Annotated in this window: 28 protein-coding genes and 2 riboswitches; of the genes, 22 read left to right on the plus strand and 6 right to left on the minus strand. The window is 35.4% G+C overall.

From position 1 onward, the window contains the following. Nucleotides 1–525 precede the first annotated feature (525 nt). Complete coding sequence (gene cysK / locus GI584_RS11895; RefSeq protein ID WP_153791364.1) at nucleotides 526–1,440, plus strand: cysteine synthase A; 915 nt, start codon at nucleotides 526–528, stop codon at nucleotides 1,438–1,440. A 207-nt stretch (nucleotides 1,441–1,647) separates the two neighbouring features. Here the strand turns inward: cysK and GI584_RS11900 are convergent, their stop codons facing one another. Then, entirely contained in the window at nucleotides 1,648–1,914 is a 267-nt protein-coding gene (locus GI584_RS11900) for a hypothetical protein (protein ID WP_153791365.1), read from the minus strand. Nucleotides 1,915–2,035: 121 nt separating this feature from the next. Here GI584_RS11900 and GI584_RS11905 point away from each other — a divergent pair, with 121 nt between their 5' ends. Both GI584_RS11905 and GI584_RS23845 read left to right on the plus strand, forming a co-directional pair. Then, complete coding sequence (locus tag GI584_RS11905; protein WP_153791366.1) at nucleotides 2,036–2,815, plus strand: alpha/beta hydrolase; 780 nt, start codon at nucleotides 2,036–2,038, stop codon at nucleotides 2,813–2,815. Beyond that, nucleotides 2,815–2,961 (plus strand): hypothetical protein, encoded by a 147-nt coding sequence (locus GI584_RS23845; protein WP_194841976.1) that lies wholly within the window; start codon nucleotides 2,815–2,817, stop codon nucleotides 2,959–2,961. Before GI584_RS11905 ends, GI584_RS23845 begins: the two co-directional genes overlap by 1 nt. On the opposite strand, the gene GI584_RS11910 is transcribed toward GI584_RS23845, so the two are convergent. Continuing rightward, on the minus strand, nucleotides 2,958–3,401 hold the full coding sequence (locus tag GI584_RS11910) for a YaiI/YqxD family protein (RefSeq protein ID WP_153791367.1): 444 nt from the start codon (nucleotides 3,399–3,401) through the stop codon (nucleotides 2,958–2,960). The genes GI584_RS23845 and GI584_RS11910 overlap by 4 nt on opposite strands. Nucleotides 3,402–3,506: 105 nt before the next feature. Between GI584_RS11910 and GI584_RS11915 the strand changes: the two genes are divergently transcribed. Beyond that, on the plus strand, nucleotides 3,507–4,649 hold the full coding sequence (locus GI584_RS11915; protein ID WP_153791368.1) for a M20 family metallopeptidase: 1,143 nt from the start codon (nucleotides 3,507–3,509) through the stop codon (nucleotides 4,647–4,649). A 61-nt stretch (nucleotides 4,650–4,710) separates the two neighbouring features. On the opposite strand, the gene dapA is transcribed toward GI584_RS11915, so the two are convergent. Further along, nucleotides 4,711–5,601: a 4-hydroxy-tetrahydrodipicolinate synthase gene (gene dapA, locus GI584_RS11920; protein WP_194841977.1), complete on the minus strand. Its 891-nt coding sequence runs from the start codon at nucleotides 5,599–5,601 to the stop codon at nucleotides 4,711–4,713. 142 nt (nucleotides 5,602–5,743) lie between these two features. Further along, a riboswitch (Lysine riboswitch) is annotated at nucleotides 5,744–5,926 on the minus strand. Between the two features lie 150 nt (nucleotides 5,927–6,076). After that, nucleotides 6,077–6,183, plus strand: a riboswitch (TPP riboswitch). Between the two features lie 158 nt (nucleotides 6,184–6,341). Here dapA and GI584_RS11925 point away from each other — a divergent pair. From GI584_RS11925 to GI584_RS11955, 7 genes are all read left to right on the plus strand, one after another. Beyond that, a complete protein-coding gene (locus GI584_RS11925) occupies nucleotides 6,342–6,932 on the plus strand; it encodes an ECF transporter S component (RefSeq protein WP_194841978.1) in 591 nt (196 codons plus the stop codon). A gap of 1 nt (nucleotide 6,933) precedes the next feature. Next, the gene (locus tag GI584_RS11930; RefSeq protein ID WP_153791370.1) at nucleotides 6,934–8,388 is read left to right on the plus strand and encodes an ABC transporter ATP-binding protein; all 1,455 of its coding nucleotides are present in this window, start codon (nucleotides 6,934–6,936) and stop codon (nucleotides 8,386–8,388) included. Then, nucleotides 8,378–9,172, plus strand: a complete 795-nt coding sequence (locus GI584_RS11935) for an energy-coupling factor transporter transmembrane component T family protein (protein WP_153791371.1) — start codon at nucleotides 8,378–8,380, stop codon at nucleotides 9,170–9,172. The genes GI584_RS11930 and GI584_RS11935 overlap by 11 nt, the downstream gene beginning before the upstream one ends. Nucleotides 9,173–9,407: 235 nt before the next feature. Then, nucleotides 9,408–9,983: a TetR/AcrR family transcriptional regulator gene (locus tag GI584_RS11940; protein ID WP_153791372.1), complete on the plus strand. Its 576-nt coding sequence runs from the start codon at nucleotides 9,408–9,410 to the stop codon at nucleotides 9,981–9,983. 62 nt (nucleotides 9,984–10,045) lie between these two features. Next, the gene (locus GI584_RS11945) at nucleotides 10,046–11,110 is read left to right on the plus strand and encodes a serine hydrolase domain-containing protein (RefSeq protein ID WP_153791373.1); all 1,065 of its coding nucleotides are present in this window, start codon (nucleotides 10,046–10,048) and stop codon (nucleotides 11,108–11,110) included. Nucleotides 11,111–11,682: 572 nt separating this feature from the next. Continuing rightward, nucleotides 11,683–12,408, plus strand: coding sequence for a YkgJ family cysteine cluster protein (locus tag GI584_RS11950; RefSeq protein WP_153791374.1), 726 nt, complete (start codon nucleotides 11,683–11,685; stop codon nucleotides 12,406–12,408). An 80-nt stretch (nucleotides 12,409–12,488) separates the two neighbouring features. Further along, on the plus strand, nucleotides 12,489–12,800 hold the full coding sequence (locus GI584_RS11955; RefSeq protein WP_153791375.1) for a DUF2680 domain-containing protein: 312 nt from the start codon (nucleotides 12,489–12,491) through the stop codon (nucleotides 12,798–12,800). Between the two features lie 33 nt (nucleotides 12,801–12,833). Here GI584_RS11955 and GI584_RS11960 read toward each other — a convergent pair whose 3' ends face one another. Further along, on the minus strand, nucleotides 12,834–13,958 hold the full coding sequence (locus tag GI584_RS11960; protein ID WP_153791376.1) for a CAP domain-containing protein: 1,125 nt from the start codon (nucleotides 13,956–13,958) through the stop codon (nucleotides 12,834–12,836). Between the two features lie 65 nt (nucleotides 13,959–14,023). Here GI584_RS11960 and GI584_RS11965 point away from each other — a divergent pair, with 65 nt between their 5' ends. From GI584_RS11965 to GI584_RS12020, 11 genes are all read left to right on the plus strand, one after another. Continuing rightward, nucleotides 14,024–14,653, plus strand: a complete 630-nt coding sequence (locus tag GI584_RS11965) for an RNA polymerase sigma factor (RefSeq protein ID WP_194841979.1) — start codon at nucleotides 14,024–14,026, stop codon at nucleotides 14,651–14,653. Between the two features lies 1 nt (nucleotide 14,654). Next, a complete protein-coding gene (locus GI584_RS11970) occupies nucleotides 14,655–15,065 on the plus strand; it encodes a hypothetical protein (RefSeq protein ID WP_153791378.1) in 411 nt (136 codons plus the stop codon). Further along, a complete protein-coding gene (locus GI584_RS11975) occupies nucleotides 15,058–16,134 on the plus strand; it encodes a hypothetical protein (protein ID WP_100360450.1) in 1,077 nt (358 codons plus the stop codon). Before GI584_RS11970 ends, GI584_RS11975 begins: the two co-directional genes overlap by 8 nt. Nucleotides 16,135–16,249: 115 nt before the next feature. Beyond that, complete coding sequence (locus GI584_RS11980; protein ID WP_100360449.1) at nucleotides 16,250–16,780, plus strand: sigma-70 family RNA polymerase sigma factor; 531 nt, start codon at nucleotides 16,250–16,252, stop codon at nucleotides 16,778–16,780. Next, on the plus strand, nucleotides 16,773–17,717 hold the full coding sequence (locus GI584_RS11985; protein WP_100360448.1) for a DUF4179 domain-containing protein: 945 nt from the start codon (nucleotides 16,773–16,775) through the stop codon (nucleotides 17,715–17,717). The genes GI584_RS11980 and GI584_RS11985 overlap by 8 nt, the downstream gene beginning before the upstream one ends. A gap of 655 nt (nucleotides 17,718–18,372) precedes the next feature. After that, nucleotides 18,373–18,663 (plus strand): DUF5316 domain-containing protein, encoded by a 291-nt coding sequence (locus tag GI584_RS11995; protein ID WP_153791379.1) that lies wholly within the window; start codon nucleotides 18,373–18,375, stop codon nucleotides 18,661–18,663. A gap of 261 nt (nucleotides 18,664–18,924) precedes the next feature. Next, a complete protein-coding gene (locus tag GI584_RS12000; protein WP_100360446.1) occupies nucleotides 18,925–19,902 on the plus strand; it encodes a S8 family peptidase in 978 nt (325 codons plus the stop codon). 129 nt (nucleotides 19,903–20,031) lie between these two features. Then, complete coding sequence (locus tag GI584_RS12005; protein ID WP_153791380.1) at nucleotides 20,032–20,931, plus strand: endonuclease I family protein; 900 nt, start codon at nucleotides 20,032–20,034, stop codon at nucleotides 20,929–20,931. Between the two features lie 313 nt (nucleotides 20,932–21,244). After that, nucleotides 21,245–21,643 (plus strand): carboxymuconolactone decarboxylase family protein, encoded by a 399-nt coding sequence (locus GI584_RS12010; RefSeq protein ID WP_153791381.1) that lies wholly within the window; start codon nucleotides 21,245–21,247, stop codon nucleotides 21,641–21,643. A gap of 303 nt (nucleotides 21,644–21,946) precedes the next feature. Beyond that, on the plus strand, nucleotides 21,947–22,570 hold the full coding sequence (locus GI584_RS12015) for a chloramphenicol phosphotransferase CPT family protein (RefSeq protein ID WP_153791382.1): 624 nt from the start codon (nucleotides 21,947–21,949) through the stop codon (nucleotides 22,568–22,570). A 65-nt stretch (nucleotides 22,571–22,635) separates the two neighbouring features. After that, nucleotides 22,636–23,391, plus strand: a complete 756-nt coding sequence (locus GI584_RS12020) for a DUF3891 family protein (RefSeq protein WP_194841980.1) — start codon at nucleotides 22,636–22,638, stop codon at nucleotides 23,389–23,391. 80 nt (nucleotides 23,392–23,471) lie between these two features. Here the strand turns inward: GI584_RS12020 and GI584_RS12025 are convergent, their stop codons facing one another. Further along, nucleotides 23,472–25,109 (minus strand): thiamine pyrophosphate-binding protein, encoded by a 1,638-nt coding sequence (locus GI584_RS12025; RefSeq protein WP_153791384.1) that lies wholly within the window; start codon nucleotides 25,107–25,109, stop codon nucleotides 23,472–23,474. Then, nucleotides 25,106–26,728: an ATP-binding protein gene (locus GI584_RS12030; RefSeq protein WP_153791385.1), complete on the minus strand. Its 1,623-nt coding sequence runs from the start codon at nucleotides 26,726–26,728 to the stop codon at nucleotides 25,106–25,108. Before GI584_RS12030 ends, GI584_RS12025 begins: the two co-directional genes overlap by 4 nt. Nucleotides 26,729–26,890: the final 162 nt, after the last annotated feature.

The following is a 26,890-nucleotide window of genomic DNA, read 5'->3' on the forward strand; positions in this document are numbered from 1 at the left end:
CCGTGGGCTCGGCTTCAGCTAACTTTGCAAAGAAAACCACTTCGCAAAGTGGATCTTCAGCTCTCGCTGTCCCACAGGAGTCTCCGTATTCTGCCTACGCTAATTTTAGTGTGCTAATTATTGTTGAATAGAACTTAGGGAACTATATTCATTGGATTTCCTGTCATTTAATTAGAACACAAATCTAAGCTGCGGGAAAAATGCGAGACTCCTGTGGGAAAGGAACAGTCTAAAGACCCCGCAGGAAGCGGTCTTGGCTTCCGAGGAGGCTGAAGTGTTCCCCACGGAAAGCGAGTATTTTTTCCGCAGCGTCGAGTTAGCACTCAACTATAAACAGAATGGAAGAAAGCTACATCAAGAAAAAACGTCATTGGTTCACAGTATATATCTACTACGAATCAGATGAAAAGAGAAGATATAAGTGTTTTTTGCTTGTATCCCTAGCCTGATTTAGGTTTCCTAGTTGTGTTCAGCGGGGATTCCTTGCTATGATAGAGTAAGATGTTGCAGGAAGGGGTAGGCAGAATGAATGTTTATCAGAATATGACGGAGTTGATTGGAAACACTCCTTTAGTTAAATTAAATCGTATCGTACCTGAGGGTGCTGCAGATATTTATGTGAAGTTAGAAATGTTTAATCCTTCGAAGAGTGTGAAGGATCGTGCTGCATCTAATATGATTGTAGAAGCGGAAAAGGCAGGTTTGTTGAAAGAAGATTCCACTATTATTGAGCCCACAAGTGGAAATACCGGTATCGGACTTGCACAGACTTGCGCAGCAAAAGGCTATCATGCAATTTTGGTAATGCCGGATAATATGACACAGGAACGTATCAATATTTTAAAAGCTTATGGTGCAAAGGTGGTTCTGACACCAAGTGTAGAAAAAATGCCTGGAGCAATTAGAAAAGCAGAAGAATTAGTCAAGAATATACCAAATAGCTTTATGCCGCAACAATTTGAAAATAAGGCAAACCCAGATATTCATCGTCAAACAACAGCTCTTGAAATATTAGAGCAGATGAAACATGAGTTGGATGGCTTTGTCGCCACTGCTGGAACTGGTGGGACCATTACAGGTACTGGTGAAGCATTAAGACAACAACTTCATGATCTACATATAGCTGTCGTGGAGCCAAAAGGTTCACCTGTATTATCTGGTGGTAAACCAGGTAAACACAAACTAGTTGGTACAAGTCCTGGTTTTGTTCCAGCTATCTTAAACACTTCTATTTACGATGAAATTATCCAAATTGGTGATGAAGATGCGATTAACACATTTAAACGTTTAGCAGCAGAAGAAGGACTTTTCGTTGGTCCATCTGCAGGAGCAGCGGTTTTTGCTGCCATTCAAGTAGCAATAAGACTTGGTTCAGGTAAAAAAGTAGTCTGTATTGCTCCAGATACCGGAGAACGATATTTAAGTATGCATTTGTTTTAATGCTAGAAGTTTTAAATATGATTCTCGGAAGTACACTTTCCGTAGTGACTTTAAAAAGGGTATATAATTTTAACTCACTAAATACTCAAAGAGATCAGTAAAAAACTGATCTCTTTGTTGTAAGATGGTATTGTATTCTATTACTCCAACGATATTAACGAAATAAGTGTCTAACCGTCTAATTTAAACACTTATACAACTCCAAAATTAAAAGGGTCCAAAATACGGTCCAGGCCCATATGGTCCTGGCGGAAATGGAGGTCCATAAGGTGGATAATCGTAATAAGGTGGATATGGTGGGTATGGGTATGGTCCTGGATGACCGCCTGCGATTTCGCTTCCTAAATAACCTAACCCAAAACCTAACAATCCTGCCCCTAATGGTCCTATAGGTCCGAAAAATCTTTCGTCTGGATGTGGCTGTTGTGGATGGCGAAATTGTTGAGGTGCCATTTGATAGTGTTGATGATGCATAAAGCATTCCCCTTCCTTCAGTAAACTTTCATCACTTGATAGTAGCCTATGCACCAATTACAAATTGGGATAGGATATTTACCTATTTTTGAAAAAATAATTATAAAAGGTGGTTTGTTCATTGAAAATAAAGGAAAAGGAAAATGTCAATTGGGAAGATCAGTTTTTACATCAAGACGTGCCAAGTATTACACCTTATTTAATACCAGATAATCAAACAGCACCTATTATACTAGTTATACCAGGAGGCGGATACGGTCATCGTGCATATCATGAAGGAGAGCCAGTTGCAAATTGGCTCAATCAAAATGGAATACATGTCTGTGTTTTAAGATACCAAGTTGCACCGATATCAGAACAAGAAACCATTGAACAAGCACAGCAGGCCGTCCAATTAATCAAAAGGAAGAGAAAAGATTGGGGTTTGAACGATCATAATCAAGTAGGCGTGTTAGGTTTTTCAGCTGGTGGGCACCTAGCTGCTGTGGTCAGTAATCATCACATTGAGACAGATGGTTACTCCTCAAGACCTGATTTTCAAATCCTTTGTTATCCAGTAATTACAATGGGAGAGTTCACACATGAGGGCAGTAAAGCGAATTTACTTGGTGAAAATCCAAACCAGCCATTGATTGATCAATATTCTTGTGAGAAAATTGTACATGAAGATACCCCGCCTGCGTTCATCTGGTCGACCGCAAATGACCAATCGGTATTATCAATTAATAGTATAAAATATGCGGAATCATTACAACGGTATCAGATTCCGTATGAGTTACATATTTATCAAGATGGCAGACATGGTTTGGGGCTTGCTGAAGATCATCCCAATACGATGGACTGGAAAAATGCTTGTTTACGTTGGTTAAACGCTTATATAACAGAAAGTGAGGAAGATTAATGGCAAAAGTGAAAATGCTCGTACAATCCACGTATAACAAAGAATTACTGCGAGCAGGTAAAATATACGAAATCAATGATGAAACAGCAAAACGCTGGGAAATTAGCAGAATTGCTGAAATCATCGAAGAAGAAAAACAAAATTAATGTACTTCCAATAGCTTTCGTAATTTCATTCGGAAGCTATTTTTTTGGTCGTCGGTGAATTTTTTCGGTCCTTTTGTTCGTACACCAGCTTTTCTGGCTTTAGCATTCACATGCCGTTCTTGTAACATTCGGTTGATTTTTTCTTTTGAATAAATGAAGCCAACGTGATGCATCACTTGGCATCCTTTCTCTAAACAAAGTGCTGCAAGTCCGTAGTCTTGGGTGATTACTAAATCATTACGCTGCACCATTTGTACGATTCGATAATCAACTGCATCAGACCCGTCGTCAACATATTTTACTGTTACATGTTGAGGCGTTTCTTTTATTGAAAAATGACTGTAACTTTTTACTACTATTACATTGAGCTGATAGGTTTTGGCTTCTTCGATAATAATATCGGTCACCGGACAAGCATCTGCATCGACATATATTTTCATGATATTCGCTCCCTTCTCAAAAATAATAGGTATGAATAGTATAGCAAAATCGACAAAATTATAGTATGATTTTCTTAGTCTATCAATAGAAAGTAAGGGAAATAAATGAAAAGCTATTTAGAAGAACAACAGGAGCAAATGCTGAAAATGTTAGAACAGTTAGTCAATATTGATAGTGGCTCATACGACAAAGAAGGTGTCGATAAAATTGGAGCCGTCATGAAACAATATTATCAAGACATTGATTTTGAAGTGGAGGAAGTGAAACAAGCGGAATCAGGCAATCACTTGATTGTTCGAAAAAAGAATGTGGATCCATCTAAACCAACTATTTTAATTCTTACACACATGGATACTGTGTTTGAAAAGGGAACAGCTAGAGAAAGACCTTTTAGTATAAAAGGGAATCGAGCATATGGTCCAGGTGTCATCGACATGAAAGCAAGTCTTGTTTCTGTATATTATGCGATTAATGCATTACTAGAAAATGAGAAAGAGTCTGTTGGACAGGTGGAAATATTACTAACGAGTGATGAAGAAATAGGTTCCCAAACCTCTAGAGAGCTAATCGAAAAACATGCTCGAAATAAAAAATTTGCATTAGTAATGGAACCAGCCCGCAAAAACGGTGCGATTGTCTCAGCAAGAAGAGGTAAAGGGCTTTACACATTGGAAGTGATCGGGAAAGCAGCTCATTCAGGTATCGAACCTGAAAAAGGAAGAAGTGCTATAGAAGAATTAGCGTATAAAATTATACAGTTGTATGATATTACCGATGAGGAAGAGGGCATTCATGTCAATGTAGGCTTAATTGAAGGTGGAACTTCAGTGAATACAGTTTCTGATCATGCAACAGCTCAAGTGGATGTACGCTTCCGAACACAAGAGCAAGCAGAAGAAATTAAGGAACAAATCGCTACAATTATGGCTAGTACCGAAGTAGACGGGACCAAAGTCAACATGAAAGGAGATATCAATCGCCCTCCAATGGAAAAAACCGAGCAAACAGAAAAATTGTTACGTATTATTAAACGAGTTGGGGACGACCTAGATATTTTTATTAAAGATACAGAAACTGGTGGCGGATCTGATGCTTCATTTACCTCTGTACTAGGCATACCAACAGTAGATGGGCTAGGACCGGTAGGAGGCAGAGCACATCGAGAAAGCGAATATCTCGAATTAGATTCATTCATCCCCCGAACACTTCTTCTAGCACATGTCATCGATGAATTAGCAAAATCATAGGCGAATTTGTACAGATACTGAAAAAACGCATTTCACTGATAAAAGTGAAATGCGTTTTAAATTAGCCTGCATAATAATTTTCCTGTAGAAAATGTAACTGATGCCTTAATAATTGCATCTCTTCGTTATTTAATGGTACTAGTGGTAAACGAACTCCTCCAACGTCTATACCGTTCATAGCTAAAGCTGCTTTTACCGGTGTTGGACTTGGTGCCATAAATAAAGATTGCATAATCGGTAGCAAGAATTGGTGTAATTCCTGAGCTCGCAATATATCACCATTTTGACAAGCAGCAATCATTTCGTTCATTTCGTTTCCAACTACATGTGAAGAGACAGATACAATTCCATTTGCTCCAATAGCAACAGCTGGCAGTGTTAAGTTATCATCACCGCTATATAGAGAAAAGTCCTGGTCTGTTTTCCGGATAATTTTAGTCATTACATCTAGATTACCACTAGCTTCTTTTACTGAGACGATATTATCAATTTTAGAAAGATCAATAATGGTTTCAGGATTAACATTAACACTCGTTCTACCTGGAATATTATATAACATCACAGGTAGAGTAGTAGCTTCTGCAATGACTCTAAAGTGTTGATATAAGCCTTCCTGTGAAGGTTTATTGTAATATGGTGCCACAAGCATGATCCCATCTACACCAATTGTCTCCGCTTTTTTCGTCAACTCGATAGATTCACGCGTGTTGTTTGACCCGGTTCCCGCAATAACTGGTACTCGACCATTAACGGTTTTAACAGTAAATTTAATAAGGGATATTTTTTCTTCTTTTGATAAAGTTGGAGATTCACCAGTTGTACCAGTTACAACTAATGCATCTGTTCCATTTTGCAGTAAGTAGTTTATTAATCGTTCTGTTTTGCCATAATCAATTTCTCCATTTTGATCAAAAGGAGTTACCATCGCTGTTAATACACGTCCAAAGTTCATGATATGTCCACCTCTATTCAAAGATTTAAAACAATTTGACTATTCCATTGAATAGAGGGTATCTCATCACCAATGCGAATTTAAAAAAAGATGCAACAATGAGGGCCTCATTGTTGCATCTTGGATTCACATTGGATTCGATGCGTGAGATAGCCCTCCATATAGTTCGTCACTATATGACAGCCCAGCATTTATTCAATGAAGGACCAGTAATATAAGTTGATGAATACTTAGATTACTTCGGCAAATTCCCCTTTCCATCATCTTCACTGGCTACATCAGCCTACAACAATGTACTAATGGTTTTTGCACCTCTATTCTCACTTCAATAAAAATTGAAGTAAAATATTTAATTGTTTTACGTTGTAACCAACTATATCAAAAATTATCGATTCGTGCAATCTGATTTTCAAAAAAATTTTCTTGACAATATGGAAATATTTGATATGATGAAGTCGAATTAAATATTATAAACACATTCCACTAGGGGTGTCTTCTAAAGACTGAGATTAAAGTAATACTTTAAGACCCTTAGAACCTGATCTGGATAATACCAGCGTAGGGAAGTGGCTAGTATCTAATATAGCAATACTTTTATATGGATAAGTATAGCCACTATCTCTACGTATGTATGGATAGTGGCTTTTTGTGTTTTAAGGAGGTTTGTGGCGCAATTCAGATGGGAGCGTAGAACTTGTAATCCTAGTACTTATCCATAATCTAAAAGGAGATGTTTGTACATGAAAAAATCTTTAACATTAACCGATATTTTAATTACTATTGTTATTGCCTTTATTTTTAGTGTGATCTATAAGCTTTGGGGTCCATTATACAGTTTAGTAGGAGTGTTTGGTTTACATGTAGACCAGTTAATTTATGGTATGTGGTTTATGGCTGCGACGGTAGCTTTTCTTATTATTCGCAAGCCGGGTATTGCTTTATTAGCAGAACTTGCGGCTGCTCAGGGAGAATTTTTGTTTGGTGGGCAATGGGGCATATCCTTGCTGTTATATGGTCTTGTCCAGGGGGTAGGTTGTGAATTAGTTTTTGCTATGTATCGATATAAAAGTTACCGATTGTATGTAACATGTTTGGCTGCAGTAGGAGCAACAATCGGCTCGCTTTTATTAGATGTCTTTTACGGATATATTGATTCATTAGCCGCTTGGAACCTCACGTTATTAATAGTGAACAGATTAATTGGAGCGATATTAATTACTGGTGTCTTTGCTTATTATTTAGTGGAAGCATTGGACAAAACTGGCGTAACCAAAGCATTTCGTCCAATTTCTCAAGATGATTATCAAATGCTTGAAGATGAGGTAAATTAAAATGTTAGAAGTGAAAAATTTACGAGCTAAGTTCCCTATCTCAACATCATTATTATTCAAAGATTTGTCGTTATCCATAAATAAAGGCGAGAAAGTGCTGCTTGTAGGTCCATCAGGTTCAGGCAAATCAACATTGCTTCAAATTATGGCAGGATTAATTCCAGATGTAATAGAGATGCCTATTAAAGCAGAAAAACTTAATGTATCAGATTCGTACGGAATGGTGTTTCAAGATCCTGATGCACAGTTTTGTATGCCCTATCTAGACGAAGAGATTGCTTTTGTTTTAGAAAACAAAAAAACTCCACAGCAAGACATGACTGATTTAATCGTCCATTACTTGGATAAGGTTGGATTACAATTGGATGATCAACACATTTCCATTCAACATTTATCTGGTGGAATGAAACAGCGCCTAGCAATTGCATCGGTGTTAGCCTTGGAACCTGAAGTACTATTCTTAGATGAACCAACTGCTATGCTGGATCAGAATGGCACTAAACAAGTTTGGGACACTTTGAAAAAAGTTTCAGAGGATAAGACAGTGGTGATTGTAGAACATAAAATTGATCATGTTTTACCCTTAGTTGATCGAGTGATTATTTTGGATGAAACGGGTGCTATAGTGGCTGACGGAAAACCAAACGATATCTTCAGCCGATTCCGAAGCAAGCTGTATCAATATGGAATATGGTATCCAAACATTTGGAATGACTATGCACGTCAACTTCCTGATTATTCCCATTATGATAACAGTCATCAACCGATAATAACCATGGATTCCTTTTACGGTTATTATCAAAAACAAAAAAAAATGCATGTAGATGATGCAGTGATTCATCGAGGAGATTGGCTGGCGATAACTGGTGAGAATGGTTCAGGTAAAAGTACGTTGATGCTTGCTATGATGAAACTCATAAAAACATCAGGTGAAATTAGCTATTTTTTATCAGATGATATTAATACATGTGATTATCGGAAAATGGGTTATGTATTCCAAAACCCTGAACTACAATTTATCACTAATAGTGTTCATGCCGAACTAGAACATTCATTAAAAAATAGTGATGTTCCACCTAAACGGTTTAAAGATAGGATAGAAGCACATCTAAAAACATATAACTTATATCATGTAAAAGATCACCATCCGTATCAATTATCGGTAGGTCAAAAGAAACGATTAAGTGTAGCAACCGCTACAATTGCAGATGTAGATATTCTATTATTAGATGAACCGACCTTTGGCCAGGATGCAAAAAACACTTTTCAAATGCTCGAACTATTTGAAGAATGCCGGAAAAATGGTATCACCATCGTTATGGTTACGCACCAGCCTGAAATAGTTGAACTATATGCAACGAAGGAATGGCGAATAAAAGATGGGGAACTCATGGAAATCTTAGACCTTTCCAGACTGGAAGAAAATATCTTGAAGGATGATATGTATGTCTATTAGTATTAGTTACCAACCAACATGGTTACATCGTATAAACCCTAGTTTTAAATTATTAGCCCTAACCGCTCTGTTTATCGGTATGTTGTTTATCCATAATCCTAACTTTTTGTTATATATGATTATTGGTGCTAGTGCGCTATATCTTTTTGGTACCGGTCATAGTTGGAAAGTTATCGGGTTATTAGCTATTCCATTAACGATCATTTTCCTTTCTTCATCCACAACAATGATCTTTTTTGGGGAGGGGGAGCATACATGGTTTAAATTTGGCCTCATACATATCACAGAGGAGAGCTTTTACCGTGGCATTCACTTAGGATTAAGAAGTATAGTTTTCGGTCTTTTGAGTTTACTATTTGCCTTAACGACCAGACCTGTATATTTATTTTACTCTACGATGCAGCAATTAAAGTTAAAACCAAAGTATGCTTATAGTTTTATGGCGGCAATTCGAATGTTACCAATCATTGTGGAAGAATTCCAAACATTACGTCAAGCATTCAAAGTGAGAGGTGTCCAATATTCTAAAGGAATTAAGGGGATGTACGAAAAGATAAAATTATATGCTATTCCTTTATTAGCCCAAAGTATTCGGCGAGCACATCGAATTGCCGTAGCGATGGAGGCGAAACAATTCTCGAAAAATAATAAGAGAACCTTCTATTATCATTTAGGTTATACAAATAAAGATCTATTATTTTTTCTCTTCCTACTAGTTTGGTTGATAATTTCGTATGTTTGCAGTAATCAATTTGTCGTATTTCCAGTTGAGTATGTGCGGTGAAAAGATACATGATTGAGGAATAAACCTGTTTAATAAACATGGTTTATTCTTTTTTTCTTTATTGATCGTAGAGCTCTCTCAATTTACCCTTCAAGAAAATTTACTTTTTATTCACTGATTAAAAAAGGCTTTACAAATTCTAATCACTTTGTATAATTAATGATATATAACAATTGATATATATTGAGTTATATGCATACTTAGAAAAATTGTAATCATAAAAGGAGAGACTGTCATGCCACCTAAAAATAAGTTTTCCAAGGAGCAAATCGTTGATGCTGCTTTTAACATTGCCAATATAGATGGGATTGATAGTATGACCATAAGAAAAGTGGCCAACCAATTGGGAAGTTCGATTGCACCTATTTACGTTAATTTTAATGATGTTGAAGAACTGAAACGGGCTGTGGTAAAAAAGGTCGTTGATGTAAGTCAGCGTATGTTAAAAGAACAAAATACCGGAAACCCATTCGCCGATATAGGCTATGCCAGTCTTCAGTTTGCCAGGGAGTACCCTATTCTGTTCAGAGATTTTGTGATGAAACCAAATGATTATTTGTTGGATTATGATCAAGAAATGGGTGATGAGCTTGCAGCCCATATGAAAAAAGATCCGAAACTTAAAGGTTTCACAGACCAGGAACTCAAGATAATTTTATTTAAAATGAGAGCCTTTCAAATGGGTCTATCTGTAATGGTTGCTAATGGTTTGCTCCAAGAGAAATTTGATATAGAAAAAATGAAAGAGATTTTAGACAGTGTTGCCGAAGATGTTGTAACTGCTACTCGTCAACGTAATAAAAAGGATTAAAAACGAGAAAGCAGAGCCGTAATGGTCGTCGAATCCATTACGTCAAACAGGAGGTTTTACTAATGCTCAAAAAAGTGGATGAATCGTTTCTCCATCATACAGTCAAGCAAATGATTAAAAAAAGAAACAATTTCGGAGCTGTGCTGTGTGTCGAACAAGTGGACAATGATTTTTCTTGGGTCGGTGCAGCGGGTAACGTTGAAGAAGATGATCAATATTTTATTGCAAGTGTTACTAAATTATACGTAACAGCCGTAGTTTTGAAATTAAGATCGGAAAATCAATTGCAATTGGAAGATCACATAGCAAACTATTTATCTGAAGATATCGTCCGTTCCATTCACGTTTTGGATGGGGTTGATTATTCCAACGACATTACCATTAAACATTTGATCTCCAATACATCGGGTATACCGGATTATTTCGCCTATAAACAGTCCAATGGTAAAACGGTTGCTTCAGAGCTCTTCAATGGCAAAGATCAGGATTGGTCACTAGAAAAAACATTGGTTTTAGTAAAAAAGCTAAAACCAAAATTTAAGCCGGGAGAAAGGGGAAAAGTCAATTATTCAGATACAAACTATCAACTTCTTGGAAGAATTATTGAAAACATTACTGGATTGAACATTTCAGAAGTGTTTCAAACGTTGATATTTGATGAGCTGAATCTATCAAAAACGTATGTATATGAAGATGTAAATGATACCAAACCTGTGTCTTTATACTATAAATCCAATGCTGTGCACCTCCCGGTGTATATGTCTTCCGTTGCCCCAGAAGGAGGTATCGTATCGACCGCCAAAGAAACGATGATATTTTTAAAAGCTTTTTTCAATGGTCGTTTTTTTCCAAAAGAGGAACTGGAAGAACTCAAACAATGGAATTTAATCTATTTCCCTGGACAATTCTATTATGGCATTGGATTAGAAAAACTATGGGTGCCGCGAATCGTCTCACCGTTGAAACCGATTAAGGAAATACTAGGTTTTTGGGGTCAGTCTGGTGCCTTTGCCTTTTATAATCCTGAGCGAGATGTATACTTCACAGGTACTATCAATCAAAGCAGCGGTTTTGGTCATAGCGCAGCTTTCAAAGCGATGATAAAAATAATTAAATCCATCTCTTAACATTATTGGATTATTTATCTATTTGGAGAAAAGAAGATAGGTACACATTAATAAAGAATTTAAACGTTCTTCAAGTATAATAGTATTATTTACTTTGAATGCTCGCTCACCGGTCATCTTAGCCTATTTGTCCATCTACGCCGTATTTTCGTTTGGATTCATTGTGTTGCTGTTCTAACCTAATAAATGCCGTCTTGGTTTAATTATATAAGATTGTTGGTGTAATTATAATATTTGTTGCTTTTCAAATGGCTTTCCCCAATACTAACTAATATCGGAAAAGACTGTTTCTCAAACGGGCGCGGTTTGGATACAAAGTATAGTCGCTCCTTACCAGGCAGATTCTAATTGTTCTGAATACAATTAGATATAAATATTTAGAAACTTAGGTAATTTTCTTATTTGAAGCTAGTTGATTTTTTTAAAATTGGACGTGCAAAATATTGCCTAAAAAAGATGCAAATTAGCAGTAATGTGACACATAAATGGGGATGCCCGATATAAATGAATAATATGGCGTTCAAAAATCTGTTATACTAGTCAAAGAAATGAAAACTAGTAGGAGATCAGACATGAATCATTATTTAACACATAAAGAAATTATAGAGAAATGTAATGAATTAAATGAAAAATATCAAATTAACGAAGATGTTTTTTATCAAATCGTTGATCAATTAATAGATAGCAATCTTTCCCCAGATCAAAAATTAGTCCATAGTTTTCAGCTTCTACTTGAAGCCGTATCAACAGAAATTGAGCAAATGGAAAAGGCTGTGGAACTGGAGCCAACTTGTCGAATGGGTTGTGCGTTTTGTTGCTATTTTCCAATTGTAATCAATAAAATGGAAGCAAAGTTAATCGAGAACTCTATCAGACAAATGCCAAAAGAACGAAAAGAAAGATTGGAGAAACATTTTGCCAATTACTATCGAGAGTATAAGGGGAAGGTCGACCAATTTTCCAACTTGGATGTAGCAGATCAGAACAAAAAGTATAACTATAAAAAATCTCTATTACCTTGTGTCATGTTAGACACAGAAACGAATCAATGTCTGGCATACGAGATACGACCTTTACCATGCAGAACATATGTGAATTATAGTGATCCCACAGTTTGCGCTGATAATGTCATGCCCGAAGAGACGATCAGTTATGAATTTCTGTACCAAGAGTACATGGGAGCTATCAATGAATTATTAATGTATTTATATGAGCAGGAGGATACAGGAAAGATTGAATATCCGAATGACTTGTATCAGGAAGATTTGTTAATAAACTGGATGAAAGATTTTAGCTAGAAATTATTTTAGTTCGCTCCGAATTTTCGTATACGCAAGCAAAAGTTTGCAATACTAAGGGAAAAAGGAGTGTGGTGAAAATGCGAAAGTTTTTTATTGCATGTTTATTGACGATCACTATTGGAGGATTATTCCTGTCATCTGTTCAGGCTGAAACGGAGGAAGTGAAGCTTTCTGACGGGCAGATAGACGAGATCAAAACGTTGAAACAGGAAGTAATGGAAAAAGAAAAGCAAATCATTGAGAAGTATATAGAATACGGTGTGTTTCCGGAAGAAAAAGGACAAAAAATAATCGATCATATGGAGAAAAAATATGAAAAACTCCAAGAAAATAATTTCATACCAAAATGGGATCGTAAACATCACATGCAATGTGATAAAGAAGAATAATTAAAAATAATGCTTACCTTCAGAAGGTAAGCATTATTGCGTTAAATAGGTTTCGGTATAAAATGGCTGCCCATCCTCTTGAAAAGCAACGCCTACAGACATTAACCTAAAATCAGAATTTAAAATATTCTCCCGATGACCCTTCGAATTCATAAGTCCCTGGTGTGCATATATGCTGCTGGGTTGCCCAGCTGCTAAATTTTCTCCAGCCATACGGAATGTGATATCATCATCTTCTAATCGATCAAACGGGGATTGGCCATCTAAATTAGTATGCCCAAAATAATTATTCTCTGCCATATCTTCACTATGATTTTGAGCGGTAACCTTAGATGCATCATGCCATTCCAAAATCGGTTCTTCAAATTTAACTCTTGCAGCATTAGTAAGGTCATAGAGTTGATATTCCAATCCTTCTGCCAATGTATTACCAGGAGATGCAAAATAGTCATCTTTTTGGTTTTCTAGACGTTCTGCAATGATTTGTATAGCCGATACTGTATCCTCTTGATGAATATCATAAAAAAAGGTGACATAGTTGTCATCGATTAAATATGTGTCCTGTTCATCGTTATCGTTGATGCGATATTTAACAAATCCCTTCTTGATCGAATCAAGCGGTTCTCCCAATGCCTCTCTTACATCATTCTTATCGTTTTCCAATGTTATATCAATGTTCGAACTGATAAGATCTTGATTGGTGTATAACCCAGCGACTTCATTATCATCGTTATAGGCAACCATGACGAAATTCTGATAATGATCATGGTAAGTGAACCAATCGACCCCATACTCATTTAATGAGCTTCTTTTCGAGTCGTTAAGGATATTTTCAACCTCTGACTTCGAATCGTTTATTTCGATATTATGGATCGAAAAAGATTGCTCAGAAGGTTTTGTTAGATCTGGTGATTCTATATTAGGAGAAGGCGGAAGATCGGACTGATCGTCTGTAACGGAGTCGAAAAAATTTTCTAATTCGAAACGAAGGTTATTAATCGTACTGCTTATCTGGCCATTATCTTTCAAGTTACTAAAATCATCCTTCATCTCATACCAAACGCCAGTTAATCCACCTTGCTTATAATCATCTTCATAAAAAAACCAAATTAATCCTCCTATTAACAGGAAGAAAACAATCGTTCTTAACTTGGGCAAATCCTCACTCCTGACTTCTTTGGTATTCTATTCTTTCATTATATCATGATTCCCGATAAATATAAGTGAAAAAAATTTTTGATATTTTTGTAGTCATTTTCTTTTTTTATACGTCAATTAGAATGGAGACATTTAAAAGGGAAGGGGGGAGCATCATTCAAGATGAACAACTGATCAAAAAAATAAAAGCGGGTAATCAACATGCAATCCGCTTGTTGATAGAGCGGTACAAACATCATGTATTTAAAGTTACCTATAGTGTGGTACATGATGAAAAAACCGCAGAAGATCTAGCACAAGAAACTTTTATCAAAATGATTGATGCTCTTTCTTCCTATCAACATAAAGGCTTCAAAACATGGATTAGTCGTATTGCGCTACATAAAGCGATCGATTATAAGCGGAAAAAATCAAGGCAGAAGGAAGAGTTAGAAACATTTGAAGAGTTTCAACCTGTAAGTTTGGAAATACATCCGGATGAGCAAATCATAAGTAAAGATAAAATAAATAAGGTTCAACAACAAATTAATTTGATGCCGGAAAAATTTCAAACGGTAGTGAAAGCTTATTATTTTCAGGAATTATCTTATAAACAAATTGCACAAAATTTAGGTATTGAAGAAACGAATGTCAAGATGAGGTTATATCGAGCAAAAAAATGGATGAAGGAAAATTGGAAGGAGGAGGATTTTTAACATGAAGCATATTACGAAAGAAGCTCTACTTACCTATATTAAAGCTGAGTCTAACCAAGAGCGAGAAATAGAAAATCATTTATTAGAATGTGAAGCATGCACTGATATATATTTTTCCATGGTAGAGGAAGTCGAGATGAACGGTGTGCTTTCCGATGATTTTACAGATGTTACACTTCACCAAATTGAACAAAAATCACCTGCTCCCCCGAAAAAGAAACACAGCAATGTATTCGTCCATTACTTAGTTGCAGCTGGATTAACTATCTTACTGACATTAACTGGTGTATTCCAAGGGGCATTAAATGTATCAGACATCCAACAACAAAAAGGCGGATCTATAACTAACCACTTAATGACAAAAACAACTGGTGTATTAAAAGAAATAAAGGGGGTTCATCATAATGAATAAATCAGGATTAGCAGCATTTTTCTTAGGATTCATTCCTGGATTTGGACATATATATTGGGGGCATAAAATTCGTGGAGTTTTTTACACACTTGCTTTTGCGGGAACTTTTGCGTTAGCTTCTTTCATGGTGATATTCGGAGTTGATATGTATTATGATATCTTTCCGATAGCTATTTTGGCTTTTTTTATCTGGGGTATTAACATGCTGGATATTACTATTACACTTTTTATATCAAAAGTGAACATCGGTGAGGGGAATGGTAGTAGTGAAAAAAGTGCCGTTACGGAAGCATCTAACGAGCGGGTTACAACCATGATGTTGTCAGTTATACCTGGAATGGGACATTTTTATTTGGGATTGTCTTATCGAGGGTTAACAATACTTGCTGCCTTTTTCGGTGTGATAATCATGGTTTTCTTTATTAGCTTTCTGACGAGTGCTGTGTTTTTAATTTTTCTATTAGCACTGCCAATCATTTGGATTTATAGCATGTTTGATATTATCCAACTATTAAATCAAAAGCAAGCAGGGAAAGAATTAGAGGATAGAACGATAATGGATGATTTTAACCGAGCACAAGATAATGAGAGAAAAAGTAAGATGATCGCAACTATCTTATCGATTTTTCCTGGAGCAGGTCATTTATATTTAGGCTTGCAAAAAAGAGGGATTCAGTTAATGGCATCCTTTTTATTTTCCATTTATATTTTAGATGTATTAAATCTATCGCTTTTCTTATTCTTGATTCCTTTGATATGGTTTTTCAGCTTCTTTGATGCATTACAATTAGCTAACCGTTTTGAGTATGAAGTACTGGAAGATGTCCCGATTATAAAGTATTTATCCAATTATCAGAAGTGGATTGGTATTGGATTAGTTTTACTAGGTTTGTTCTATTTACTTGATGCGGTTCTTATGCCCGCTTTTGCCGATCATCTAGAAGCCTATTTTTATATCGACTTTTGGCATTTATATCACCAGTATTTTCAAGTAACGATAATCAGTTTATTACTGGTAAGTGTGGGAATCATACTCGCTATCAATCATAAAAAGACAAAGAATAAATAATGAATAAAAAGAAGGTGAAACTTGTTTCAAAAGTTTCGCCTTTATTTATTTTCAAATATAATGAACTTATTGTATGATTCATTACTCTTATATGTAGATGAGGGGGATAGCAGTAATGGATGTAAGAATGGTAAAGAAAGCAAAGAAGGGCAATAAAGAAGCATTACTAAACTTGATATTAAGCAGGAAAGATGATTATTATCGATTGGCCTTTTCTTATATGAGAAAAGAAGAAGACGCTTTAGATGTCATGGAAGATATGATTGTTAAGCTTTATGAAAATATTCACTTATTAAAAAATAATAAATCATTTTACAGCTGGAGTAATAAAATTTTAATTAATTGTTGTCATACTGCTTACCGCAATAGAAATAAAACAATTCTATTAGGAGAACAGGAAATAGAAAATACTTTGAAAGATGAGCAAAATGACTTTGATCGAATTGAAACTCAGATAGATATTAATAAGTTACTTTCATATCTTAACGAAAAGCAGGCGGAAGCGATAAGACTGAGGTATTTTAACGACCTTGATTTCCAAACGATCGCTGACATTACTGGTAATTCTGTAGGAACGATCAAGTCGAGAGTATTTTATGGTTTAAAAAAGTTACATACTTTGTATCGAGGTGATCGAAATGAGTAATTTAAAGAAGCAGATGCAAAAAGAAAAGAAGCAATTGAAATCAATGCAAGCTCCGAATCAATTAGAAGATCGTTTACGTACCTCCATAAACAGTCAACAAATAAGGTATCCTGAGCGAAAAAACTTTCTTTGGAAATCAGTTGCAGCCATTATAATATTCTCGATTTTAATAGGTTATAATTATCAAGGATTAGCTTATTATGGTAAAAAAATTATGGGATTCGATAACGTTGATGTTATTTCAAATACATTACAAAACTTAAATGAGGCGGGTATGGGTCAAACCGTCAATAAAAGTATCACGTTAGAAAATGGGGTAACCTTTACAGTTAACGGTGTGATGGTAGATGATAATCAGTTGATCATTTATTACACTGCAACAAGTAAAACCAATAATTTAGATAACCCAGAGGTAGATTTCGTTCCGATAAAAATATCCGGCTTTCTTACCAATTCAACTATGAGCAGTGGAGCAGGGACTTTAAGTGATGATGAAAGCTCAATAAAGGGAACGTATTTTTTTGAACCACCAAATGGATTAGCAAAAAAGTTAACACTTCATTTTCAACAATCACCTAAAACACTTACATTTGACTATGATCCAAATAAAGCGATGGGAGCTAGTTTAAAACAGAAAATTGATAAAAGAATGCAATTGAATAATGGAGATCTGCATTTTCAGACGATTACAGCATCACCAACGGGTACAGTGATCAAAGGTACCACAAATAAAGAGACGGTAGAACGAATCTCGTTCGATCAGATAGAGCTTGTAGCTGACGGGGTTCAAATTGAACTTCTTGGTAGTAGTTATGGCAGTAAGTGGAGTGGTGGCTATAAATTTGAAATACGATTTGATGCATTGCCTACAGACGTATCCAATCTTGAAATTGGGTCAGATTTAGCTGAAGAAGGAATAGAAATTATCTCCGATTAGAACTTTTAGGGTTGTCCCTTAACATAGGGAACAATCCTTTTTATTTATGAAAATTAATATCTTTGAATTCGTTCAAGTATTTCATTCCATTCACGTAAAGTAACTCGAGAAATAAGATTATAACCTTTACCTTGGCCAAGTGGTTCAATTATTACAGTTCCCATATCTGGAATTTGTCCTAAACTAATATCCTTAGGAAAACTATGAGCGATAATAACCTTATTTTGACCCGACGGCGACTGAATTTCTAGGTATGAATTGAATGTCTTTACAATTCTTTTAGTCTGTTCTATGGTCAAATTAGTGCTTAGATTATATACATCAACCCAAGGAAAAAGCTTGCCATCTACCAAGTTCAGATAAGTTTCTTTGAGTAGAGCAATTTTCGAAGTTTAGACTGGGTAGGTCTTCTCCAATTGTAGCCTCAGCATGCCTTACGTACAGTATATAACCGCCCTGTTGTAATTGGTTCAAAAGCGGAATGCGGTTAAAAAAGCGTTACATTGATCAATAATGATTCACCTCCAGCAATAAATTTCGTCAAATATTACACTATATGTTTAGCAGTCAGAATTATTAACTATTGGATTAGTTAAGATTAGTAGGTGAAACCAATATAATTTTTAATCGTATAAGTATGTCAAGGAGGGATAACTTGAGATGTTTTCTTATCGGAATTATTTTATCTGTAATAGGGGTTTTAATATCTTTAATTATGTGGGGAATAGATAAAGCTTATGTCATTACTGGTGGTATTGGAATCCTGTTCATTGGAATATCTATGATTTTTTCAGGTTCAATGGTAAACGGAAATAGAATGAGAGCCAATTTTGCAACAGAATCTGCTGAAGATAGGCGTAATCGAAATAGCGTAACTTTACATACAGCTTTAATTGGAATACCTAACATTGTTATTGCTTTATTGATTTACTTCTTTCTCAACTAAAGTTACTAGTAAAGCCTCTAGATATTAAACTGAACAAGGGGGAGGTTATAACCCCCTTATTTTTAATTGTTTATAAGTAAACTAATTAGGTTATATCTATAACAAGGCCTTATTTAAATCCTGGGCTATGAATGTCGATATAGTGTAAAAATAAAATGTCAAATATTACAAAAATATTAAATATAGTAAAACTAGTAAACTTTCACATTTCTATTACATATATTATATAGAGACAAATTATTTTAGAGGAGGAGATAAAATATGGCACAAAAAAAGGTTCATTTGATACCTTATACGATTCAGTCAATTGAGGATTCCAAAAATGAGACCCCGGAAGGTGTTCAACTGGTACAGGCTCCTGCCATATGGGAGAAAAGTAGCGAAGGGGAAGATATCGTTATTGCGGTTATAGACACTGGTATAGAGTCGGATCATCCAGATCTTAAGAATCGAATAATTGGTGGAAGAAATTTCACATCAGATTATAATGGAGACCAAGACAACTTTGAAGACAATAACGGTCATGGAACACACGTATCAGGAACCATTGCAGCAAGCCTTGATGGAGATGGTGTTGTAGGTGTTGCTCCAAAAGCTAAAATATTAAGTCTAAAGGCGTTGACAGGGGAAGGTTCTGGAGAATATGAATGGATCATAGATGCGATAAACTATGCAGTTGAATGGCGTGGTCCTGACAATGAACGAGCTCGAGTAATTTGCATGTCCCTTGGTGGTCCTAATGATGTTCCTGAGATGCATGAAGCGATTCAAGATGCAGTTAATCAAGATGTATCTGTCGTTGTTGCTGCGGGAAATGAAGGGGATGGAGAAGAGGATACACCTGAGTATGCCTACCCTGGAGCTTATACTGAGGTCATTTGTGTTGGTGCTGTAAATATGGATTTACAACTTGCTCCGTTTTCAAATACCAATAACGAAGTGGATCTTGTAGCTCCCGGTGTAGATGTTTTATCAACATATATAGATAATAAATTTGCTAAACTATCAGGAACCTCTATGGCAGCTCCACATGTAGCAGGTGCTTTAGCCTTAATAATTAATTTAAGTGAAAAAGAGTTTGATAGATCTCTTGTTGAACCAGAAATCTATGCGCAACTTGTCAGACGTACACTTCCACTTGATTATCAAAAAAGTGCGGAAGGGAATGGCTTTCTCTTGCTAAACCTAGTTGACCAATTAGATAGGATCAATGCACCTAATTTGGAGGAGACTGACTAATCTTCTAAATATGCATGAAAAAGAATCAGTATCTAACTATCTAGAGGTTATCTCGTTCAATATTAATGCAGGAAGGTTGTTTTACTCCTCCTTTCTGTATTTTTATGGCTAACAGAAGGAGGAAAAATTATGGGCGATTTGGAAGGGAAAGATCTAAAGGCCGCATTGATGGAATTAAGGGATTATCAAAAGAAAATTAAAAATACAAAAGAGTATTATGATGAGGAAGAAGATTCCCGTATTGTCATAGATTATTATCATGATATTAATTTTGATGAAGCGAATAAATCTAAATTATTTGAACAACTACATCAGTTAACTACAACATCACATGAAAATCAACTTCCTTATAATTCTGAAACGCGTGATTATCTTTATTCTACAATTGATCTCCGTATGGACGGGAACCTTAAAAGTATTTATTCAGGAAGCCACAAGGATCCTGAACAAGCCATTAGAGAAGATCATGAAGTAGCGCTAAAAAGAAAAGAAGAATATGAAAAGTTGTTAAATAACAAACCGAAAAATGATGATGTTTGGAACAAAGCTGTAGCGATTATTGAAAGTGAAAACATGTTTAATTGTGAACATGTCGTACCCCAATCATGGTTTGATCAAGATAATCCAATGAGAGGAGATTTACACCATCTTTTCACTTGCGAGAAGAAATGTAATTCCACTAGATCCAATTATCCTTATTTTGATTTCGTCGAATACACTCCTGAAATGGATATCGAAACGATAAAAACACAATGTGGGAAATATGAAAAAGAGAAGTTTGAACCCGAAAGCGGAAAAGGAGAAGTTGCCAGAGCAACATTGTACTTTTTGATAAGATATCCAGGAGAAATTAGCCACTACAGCGCTAAAGATATTGAAATGCTATTAAATTGGCATCGAGATTTTAAAATATCAGTCTACGAGAAACACCGAAATAAAGAAATCTACCATATTCAAAAGAATAGAAATCCCCTAATTGATTTTCCAGAATACGCAGACAAAATCGATTTTGTGTTAGGTTTATCGTAGTAAAACATATCCAACCTCTTCAGAGTTACCTTCAAAGATAAACTTTTTTCCAAAAAGATGGAATGAAACTGTTCCCTTCAGTTACATCTAAATATTCATATACCATTTGAACGAACAGAGTGTGGAGAACCTTATTCATTAATTTTCTTCACACTCTTTTTTTCACTGTTTTTGGACTTTTAAAGTTTCTTAACAAATGAGAGGTACCAGATAAATTGGAAAAAATAGTAATAATATGAGTTAAAAAAAGGAATTTTAAAATGAACATAGAATTAGTATATATTGTTGAGATTTAATAGGAGGGATTAAAAACATGGATAAACGACAAATAGGATGGAACAAAATCAAGGAAATTGCTGGTGTACAAGGGGTTAAAGCGATGGAAGAGGTGCAATCTTATTCTCCAAGATTAGCAAACATGGCTTTAGAATTCGGATATGGAGATATTTATTCTGATGATACACTAGATTCACGACAACGTGCGTTGATTACTCTGTCATCGCTTATTTCACAAGGTAATCAGGAAACTACGCTAACTTTCCATTTCAAAGCCGCTCTTAGAGTAGGTTTATCAAAGGAAGAAATTCTAGAATTGATAAATCATTGTAGTGGTTATGTCGGTTTTCCTAAAGCGATAACTTCTTTGAATCTTTTCCAACAAGCATATAGTGAATTTGAGAAAGAAAGCAATGAAGAGCAACATTCATTATAAGGGGGCAGATTGATGCTTGATTATAGGATAACTCCTAGAGAAAAGGCGGTCCTTAAAAATAAATTGGTTTTTAGGATTGTCTTTTCTTTTTGTACTTTTGCATGAGAGTTTAATATGAATAGTTGAAGAAATCTTTTTCTGTTATCATTATAGATAGTGTAAGGGGAAATGCAGTCAAAAAAGACTTTTTTATTGTGGAGAAGAAGTAAAAGCCTAATACTTTAATGATGGGAAGATTAAAATTCGATTAATTTATTGAACTAACTGGTTGAAACAATAAAGGAAAAAAGGAGGAATGAATAGTTGTTGAAAGAAAGTGAATACGGAAAAATAATTATTCTAAACGGCACTCCAAGATCTGGTAAGTCTAGCATTGCATTAAGTATTCAGAATACTTTTAAAGGTGTATGGATGAACTTAGGTGTTGATCAGTTTATGCAAATGACTCCAAATCGATTTCAGCCTGGCATTGGTTTACGACCAGGTGGTGAACGTCCGGATCTTGAGCCGCTTGTCAATACTATGTATCAGGCTATGTATGAAGCAATAGCAGCGTTTAGCCGTTTAGGAATAAATGTTGTGGTGGACGTAGGTCATCATGAAGGATATTCCGTTCCTCTACGAATTCTTCACAGATGTTCAAAGATACTAGAAGGCTTTCCTGTTTTGTTTGTAGGTGTCCGTTGTCCGATAGAGGTTGTCATGGAAAGACGAATGAATACATGGAACGTTGGTTACAACAATGACGGAACGGTACCAAGGCCGATCGATTTATGGCAGCAACTTGTCCATGTTCCTGGTATTTATGACATAGAAGTGGATACTTCTTTGCATCGTCCTGAAGAGTGTGCTCAATTCATTCGCCAAAGACTCGAAGATAATTCGCCCGCAAAGGCATTCGAATTTATTAGAAACATGGAATCATAATAATCAGATTCTTATTATGTATCAGTATCCATTTTAGGAATGTATAAATGTAGGGAGGTTGAATGATGATCATATTAGATACAGGAGAATTTTTTAAAATGACTACACAGCATGATCATGCGAGGTTTTCTGGAGAACTTGCAACTCAGTTAAAAGATAACTTATTTATTAACACTAATTATAGAGACACTGTCATACTTTCCATAACTGAACATGATCGCGCCTGGATTAGATTGGACCAAGTTCCAATTTGGAATGATCAGCAAAAAATACCATTTTCATTTACGGATTATCCTCTTTTGCCGAAAATAACTATGTACAAAAAAGGTATCGATGAAGTAGAAAATATGAATCAGTATGCTGCTTTGTTATGTAGTATTCACTACACTTCTTTCCAAGATATCCGCCAATCTAATCAAAAGGATTGCATAGACTACATAAAAAATGAACTTCAAAGACAACAACAAATTAAATCGAAATTACCTCATTTCAACGATAAAGTGGTTACACAGCATTATCGATTATTACGATTCTTAGATGAACTTTCTCTTTATGTTTGTTTAAATCAAGCAGGAGTGACGAAGAACGAAGAGCATCCTTGGTTTGTTAATGGGTTTGGAACATTGATAGATGATCAACGTTACTATGCAGAGTGGAAAAGTAGGAGTGAAATCAAGATAACGCCATTTCCATTCAAAACAGAATTTGAAATTACTTTAAAAACAAAATATGTACCAAAAGATTTAAGAGAAAAAATTGGTATTAACTCGGCATATCATGATACTGGCTATACTTTTAGTACATTAAGAATAGTAGGTTGATATAAAAAGTACTGTAAACCGTTTATCTATTGCAAATCGGAAGCTTGCCAAAAATTTGCAAGAATGAAAACACTATTCGATTAAACCCTATTTAAAATAGGAGGAGTTTCATTTGGATCAACCATCACTTCCATAACAGTTGGACCATTATCATTTTTTAATGCTTGATCAATCGCTTTTCTAATATCCTCGGTTTTGCGGCAATGATAAGATGTAGCCCCCAATGATTCCGCAAACAATGTAACATCTAATGCGTGTTGATATGTAGAGCCAATAGAGTGTCCTATCATTTTTCTCATTCCTTTATCAACCATATCAAGAGCAATGTTATTAAATACAATATAAATAACAGGGAGATTTTGGTCTACAGCAGTTGCAATTTCAGTACCATGCATAAACGTACAACCATCACCAGTCAAGCAAACAACTGTTTTTTCTGGAGAAGCCAATTTGGCACCAATCGAATATCCAATCGCATGCCCCATGGTCCCAAACACATCATCAAAGTAAAACGTTCCTGGTTCATAAATTTCATAATGTTTAATTGCATAGAATGTATGACTTCCATCGTCCCCAAACAGTATTGAATCTTTTGGTAAATGCTTTCGAACTTCTTTGATAGCTTCTTTCGCGGATAGAGATGTATCGCTTTCTTGAATGTCAGTTAAATTATCATTTTCTTCGATATGAAGAGGAGCTCTTTTTACTTCTTTCCTATCTAATTCAGATTTGAGCTGTACTTCAACTAAGTTGGCTTTAACGTCTCCTTGAATATACAATGTAGGAATTGGTAGAGACTTTTGTACAAATGTAGGATCAAAGTCAAAGTGAATGAGGTGTTTCGGATAAATTGCTTCCGAAAAGCCTGCTAGGGACATATCACTTAGCTTGCTACCAATTACAATCATTTGATCTACTTTACTTTCTAGGTATCTTGTTGGTTTTTCGTTACCTCCCAAGCCAAATGCACCTAAAGATAGGGGGTGATTAGTAGGAAATGTTCCTTTACCACCAGGAGTAGTCATGACTGGAATTTGCCAGTGTTCTGCTAACCATCTTACTTCTTCATACGCTTGTGATAGATGTACACCTTTACCCAGAAATAACACAGGTTTTTTTGCATCATTTAGCTTTGAGACAACAGCTTCAATTTGATTGGAAACTACAGAAGACTTTGAATTTGGAATATCAACTGTAAATGCTGTAATTTCTTCCTGTAAAACATCCATAGGTATAGATAAATGTACCGGTCCTTTTATTCCAGTCGTCGCTTTTTCAACTGCATGCTTAAGCAACAATTCTAGTTGATCCCCTCTGTCTACCCGTGCACTAAATAATGTTACAGCTTCAAACATTTTGACAAGATCCGTACCAAATATAGAGGAGTCTTGTCCTTGAGCTTTACCAGTATCCCTCGCAGAAGGGTGTCCTGTTATAAGTAAAGTAGGGGAGTGATAAGCTTTCGCTTGGCCAGCAGCTGTTAAAAGGTTAGTACCTCCTGGACCTGATGTACCTAAAGCTACACCAATCCCTTTTTTTAACGCATAACCGGCAGCAGCAAATCCTGCCCCTGATTCATGTCTTGAAAGAACGAATTGTATATCATGAGCCTCACATTCTACTAATAATGGTACGATTGCTTTACCTGGTATTCCAAATACATGGGAAATCCCTAACCGTTTGAGGTTTTCTACCAATACTGTCGAAACTTTTTTCATAATGTATTTTTCCTTTCCTGATAATTATTTTGAGGCAGAATTATATGTACTACAGTTCCTTTATCTTTCTCAGAATCAAATTTAATTCTTCCGTTATGAGACTGTATGATATCAAAACAAATAGGTAATCCCATGCCAAGTCCGTTTTCTTTAGTAGTAAAAAAGGGTTTACCTAAGTTGTCCACTTGTTCCTTTGTCATACCAACTCCTTCATCCTTGATAGAGATATGAACCTCATTATTTTTTAAGTCTGATTCTATTTGAAGACAAACATTACCACCATTGGGCATTGCCTCGAAGGCGTTTTTTATAAAATTAATTAGTACTTGTTTGATTTTAGATTTATCTATATAGACTTCAGTGTTTATGTCTGAACGTTCAACGTATATGTTAACATTATGAAGACGGGCATTACTGTTCATTAACTCAGCAGTATCTTTAATAAGTTCATTTAAATTACAATCTACTTGTTCCATATAAGATGGTTTTCCGTAGGAGACAAATTGATTCACTAAGTTTTTCATTCGTTCTAATTCAGCAATAATGATCTCTAGATATTCATCTTTATGTTTATTCTCTTTCATTAAATGGGTGAGACCGATAATTGAAGTGAGTGGATTTCTTATTTCATGTGCTAACCCTGCCCCTAACTTTCCTATTGCAGATAATTTTTCAGACTCTATTAACTTCTGTTGTAATTCATGGTAATGAGTCATATCTCTATATTGAGCAAATGCCCCAATCATATGTTCCTCATCAAAAAGAGGTAACACATCGAGAAGAAGCCTTTTAGAGTAATCGCTTTCTATAGGCGAAAACGAAAATTCAGCATTTTCTACTTTTTTCCCAGTCTCTAGAACATAATTTATATATTCTCCAATTTCACCAGTTTGATTTATCCCATTAGTGATGATTTTTTCTCTTTCTATTCCAATTATTTCTTCAGCACTGGAATTGAATTCTAGTAGTTTGCCATTATTGTCTGTCATCACTATCCCCATAGGAGTAGAATCAATTAAGACTTGATTTAATAAATGTAGTGTGTGATTTTGTTCTTGAAGCTGAATTTCCCGTTCGATTGAATCAACAGCAGACGACAATAGTCCAAGATGGAAATTACTAGCGAAGTTAACCGTCGTCATCATAGAAACAGTACCAACTAAACTACCATTAGAAGAAAAACAAAACGGGGAGGAATAGCATGCAGCCTCTGATAAGCAATGATGAAAATGTTCTTTCCCAATTATTGCAATCGGTTTTTGGTGTTTCAAGGCTAACGAGACCGAATTTGTGCCAACATCCTTTTCATCAAATCTAAACCCTGGCGTTATCCCAAGGGAATCTACCATTTCTTTAATACTCTGATCTCCGTAAATATCTAATATATATCCCTGATTATCCGTAGTAATAATTAACGTTGGAATACCTTCTATATATTGAGTTAGTTTTTCCATAAAGTGTTGAACAACACTCAATTCTTTAACAAATCTTTGCTTTCGAAATTGTAACTCTTTCTTAGTAAGTGCAACTTTTAAAAAAGGGACTTCATCAGGAGTCATATTAAAGATCATTTCACAATTTTTTTTAGAAGCACGTATGTATGTATCAAAATCTTTCATTGAATTCCTCCTAGATACTAGTAAACAAAGTATAATTGTATTTTACCAAATTATTCAAGATCTCTACAATCAGAATTTTTTTTAGTATTTAGCTTCAACCTCTGATAAAGTATAATCTTTTCATCCAACAGTTCACTTAGCCTTAGTATTTCCCCGATGGAG

The organism is Gracilibacillus salitolerans (genome assembly GCF_009650095.1).
GTDB lineage: Bacteria > Bacillota > Bacilli > Bacillales > Amphibacillaceae > Gracilibacillus > Gracilibacillus salitolerans.

Bases quoted from the DNA above. Each gene is read 5' to 3' on its own strand.
- GI584_RS11935 (WP_153791371.1), top strand. From the start codon at position 8,378: ATGTCTATTAGTATTAGTTACCAACCAACATGGTTACATCGTATAAAC.
- GI584_RS11915 (WP_153791368.1), top strand. From the start codon at position 3,507: ATGAAAAGCTATTTAGAAGAACAACAGGAGCAAATGCTGAAAATGTTA.
- GI584_RS12025 (WP_153791384.1), bottom strand. From the start codon at position 25,109: ATGAAAAAAGTTTCGACAGTATTGGTAGAAAACCTCAAACGGTTAGGG.
- GI584_RS11945 (WP_153791373.1), top strand. From the start codon at position 10,046: ATGCTCAAAAAAGTGGATGAATCGTTTCTCCATCATACAGTCAAGCAA.
- GI584_RS12000 (WP_100360446.1), top strand. From the start codon at position 18,925: ATGGCACAAAAAAAGGTTCATTTGATACCTTATACGATTCAGTCAATT.
- GI584_RS11980 (WP_100360449.1), top strand. From the start codon at position 16,250: ATGGATGTAAGAATGGTAAAGAAAGCAAAGAAGGGCAATAAAGAAGCA.
- GI584_RS12010 (WP_153791381.1), top strand. From the start codon at position 21,245: ATGGATAAACGACAAATAGGATGGAACAAAATCAAGGAAATTGCTGGT.
- GI584_RS11925 (WP_194841978.1), top strand. From the start codon at position 6,342: ATGAAAAAATCTTTAACATTAACCGATATTTTAATTACTATTGTTATT.
- GI584_RS11985 (WP_100360448.1), top strand. From the start codon at position 16,773: ATGAGTAATTTAAAGAAGCAGATGCAAAAAGAAAAGAAGCAATTGAAA.
- GI584_RS12005 (WP_153791380.1), top strand. From the start codon at position 20,032: ATGGGCGATTTGGAAGGGAAAGATCTAAAGGCCGCATTGATGGAATTA.
- GI584_RS11970 (WP_153791378.1), top strand. From the start codon at position 14,655: ATGAAGCATATTACGAAAGAAGCTCTACTTACCTATATTAAAGCTGAG.
- GI584_RS11950 (WP_153791374.1), top strand. From the start codon at position 11,683: ATGAATCATTATTTAACACATAAAGAAATTATAGAGAAATGTAATGAA.
- GI584_RS23845 (WP_194841976.1), top strand. From the start codon at position 2,815: ATGGCAAAAGTGAAAATGCTCGTACAATCCACGTATAACAAAGAATTA.
- GI584_RS11910 (WP_153791367.1), bottom strand. From the start codon at position 3,401: ATGAAAATATATGTCGATGCAGATGCTTGTCCGGTGACCGATATTATT.
- GI584_RS11940 (WP_153791372.1), top strand. From the start codon at position 9,408: ATGCCACCTAAAAATAAGTTTTCCAAGGAGCAAATCGTTGATGCTGCT.
- GI584_RS12030 (WP_153791385.1), bottom strand. From the start codon at position 26,728: ATGAAAGATTTTGATACATACATACGTGCTTCTAAAAAAAATTGTGAA.
- cysK (WP_153791364.1), top strand. From the start codon at position 526: ATGAATGTTTATCAGAATATGACGGAGTTGATTGGAAACACTCCTTTA.
- GI584_RS11955 (WP_153791375.1), top strand. From the start codon at position 12,489: ATGCGAAAGTTTTTTATTGCATGTTTATTGACGATCACTATTGGAGGA.
- GI584_RS12020 (WP_194841980.1), top strand. From the start codon at position 22,636: ATGATCATATTAGATACAGGAGAATTTTTTAAAATGACTACACAGCAT.
- dapA (WP_194841977.1), bottom strand. From the start codon at position 5,601: ATGAACTTTGGACGTGTATTAACAGCGATGGTAACTCCTTTTGATCAA.
- GI584_RS11975 (WP_100360450.1), top strand. From the start codon at position 15,058: ATGAATAAATCAGGATTAGCAGCATTTTTCTTAGGATTCATTCCTGGA.
- GI584_RS11930 (WP_153791370.1), top strand. From the start codon at position 6,934: ATGTTAGAAGTGAAAAATTTACGAGCTAAGTTCCCTATCTCAACATCA.
- GI584_RS11900 (WP_153791365.1), bottom strand. From the start codon at position 1,914: ATGCATCATCAACACTATCAAATGGCACCTCAACAATTTCGCCATCCA.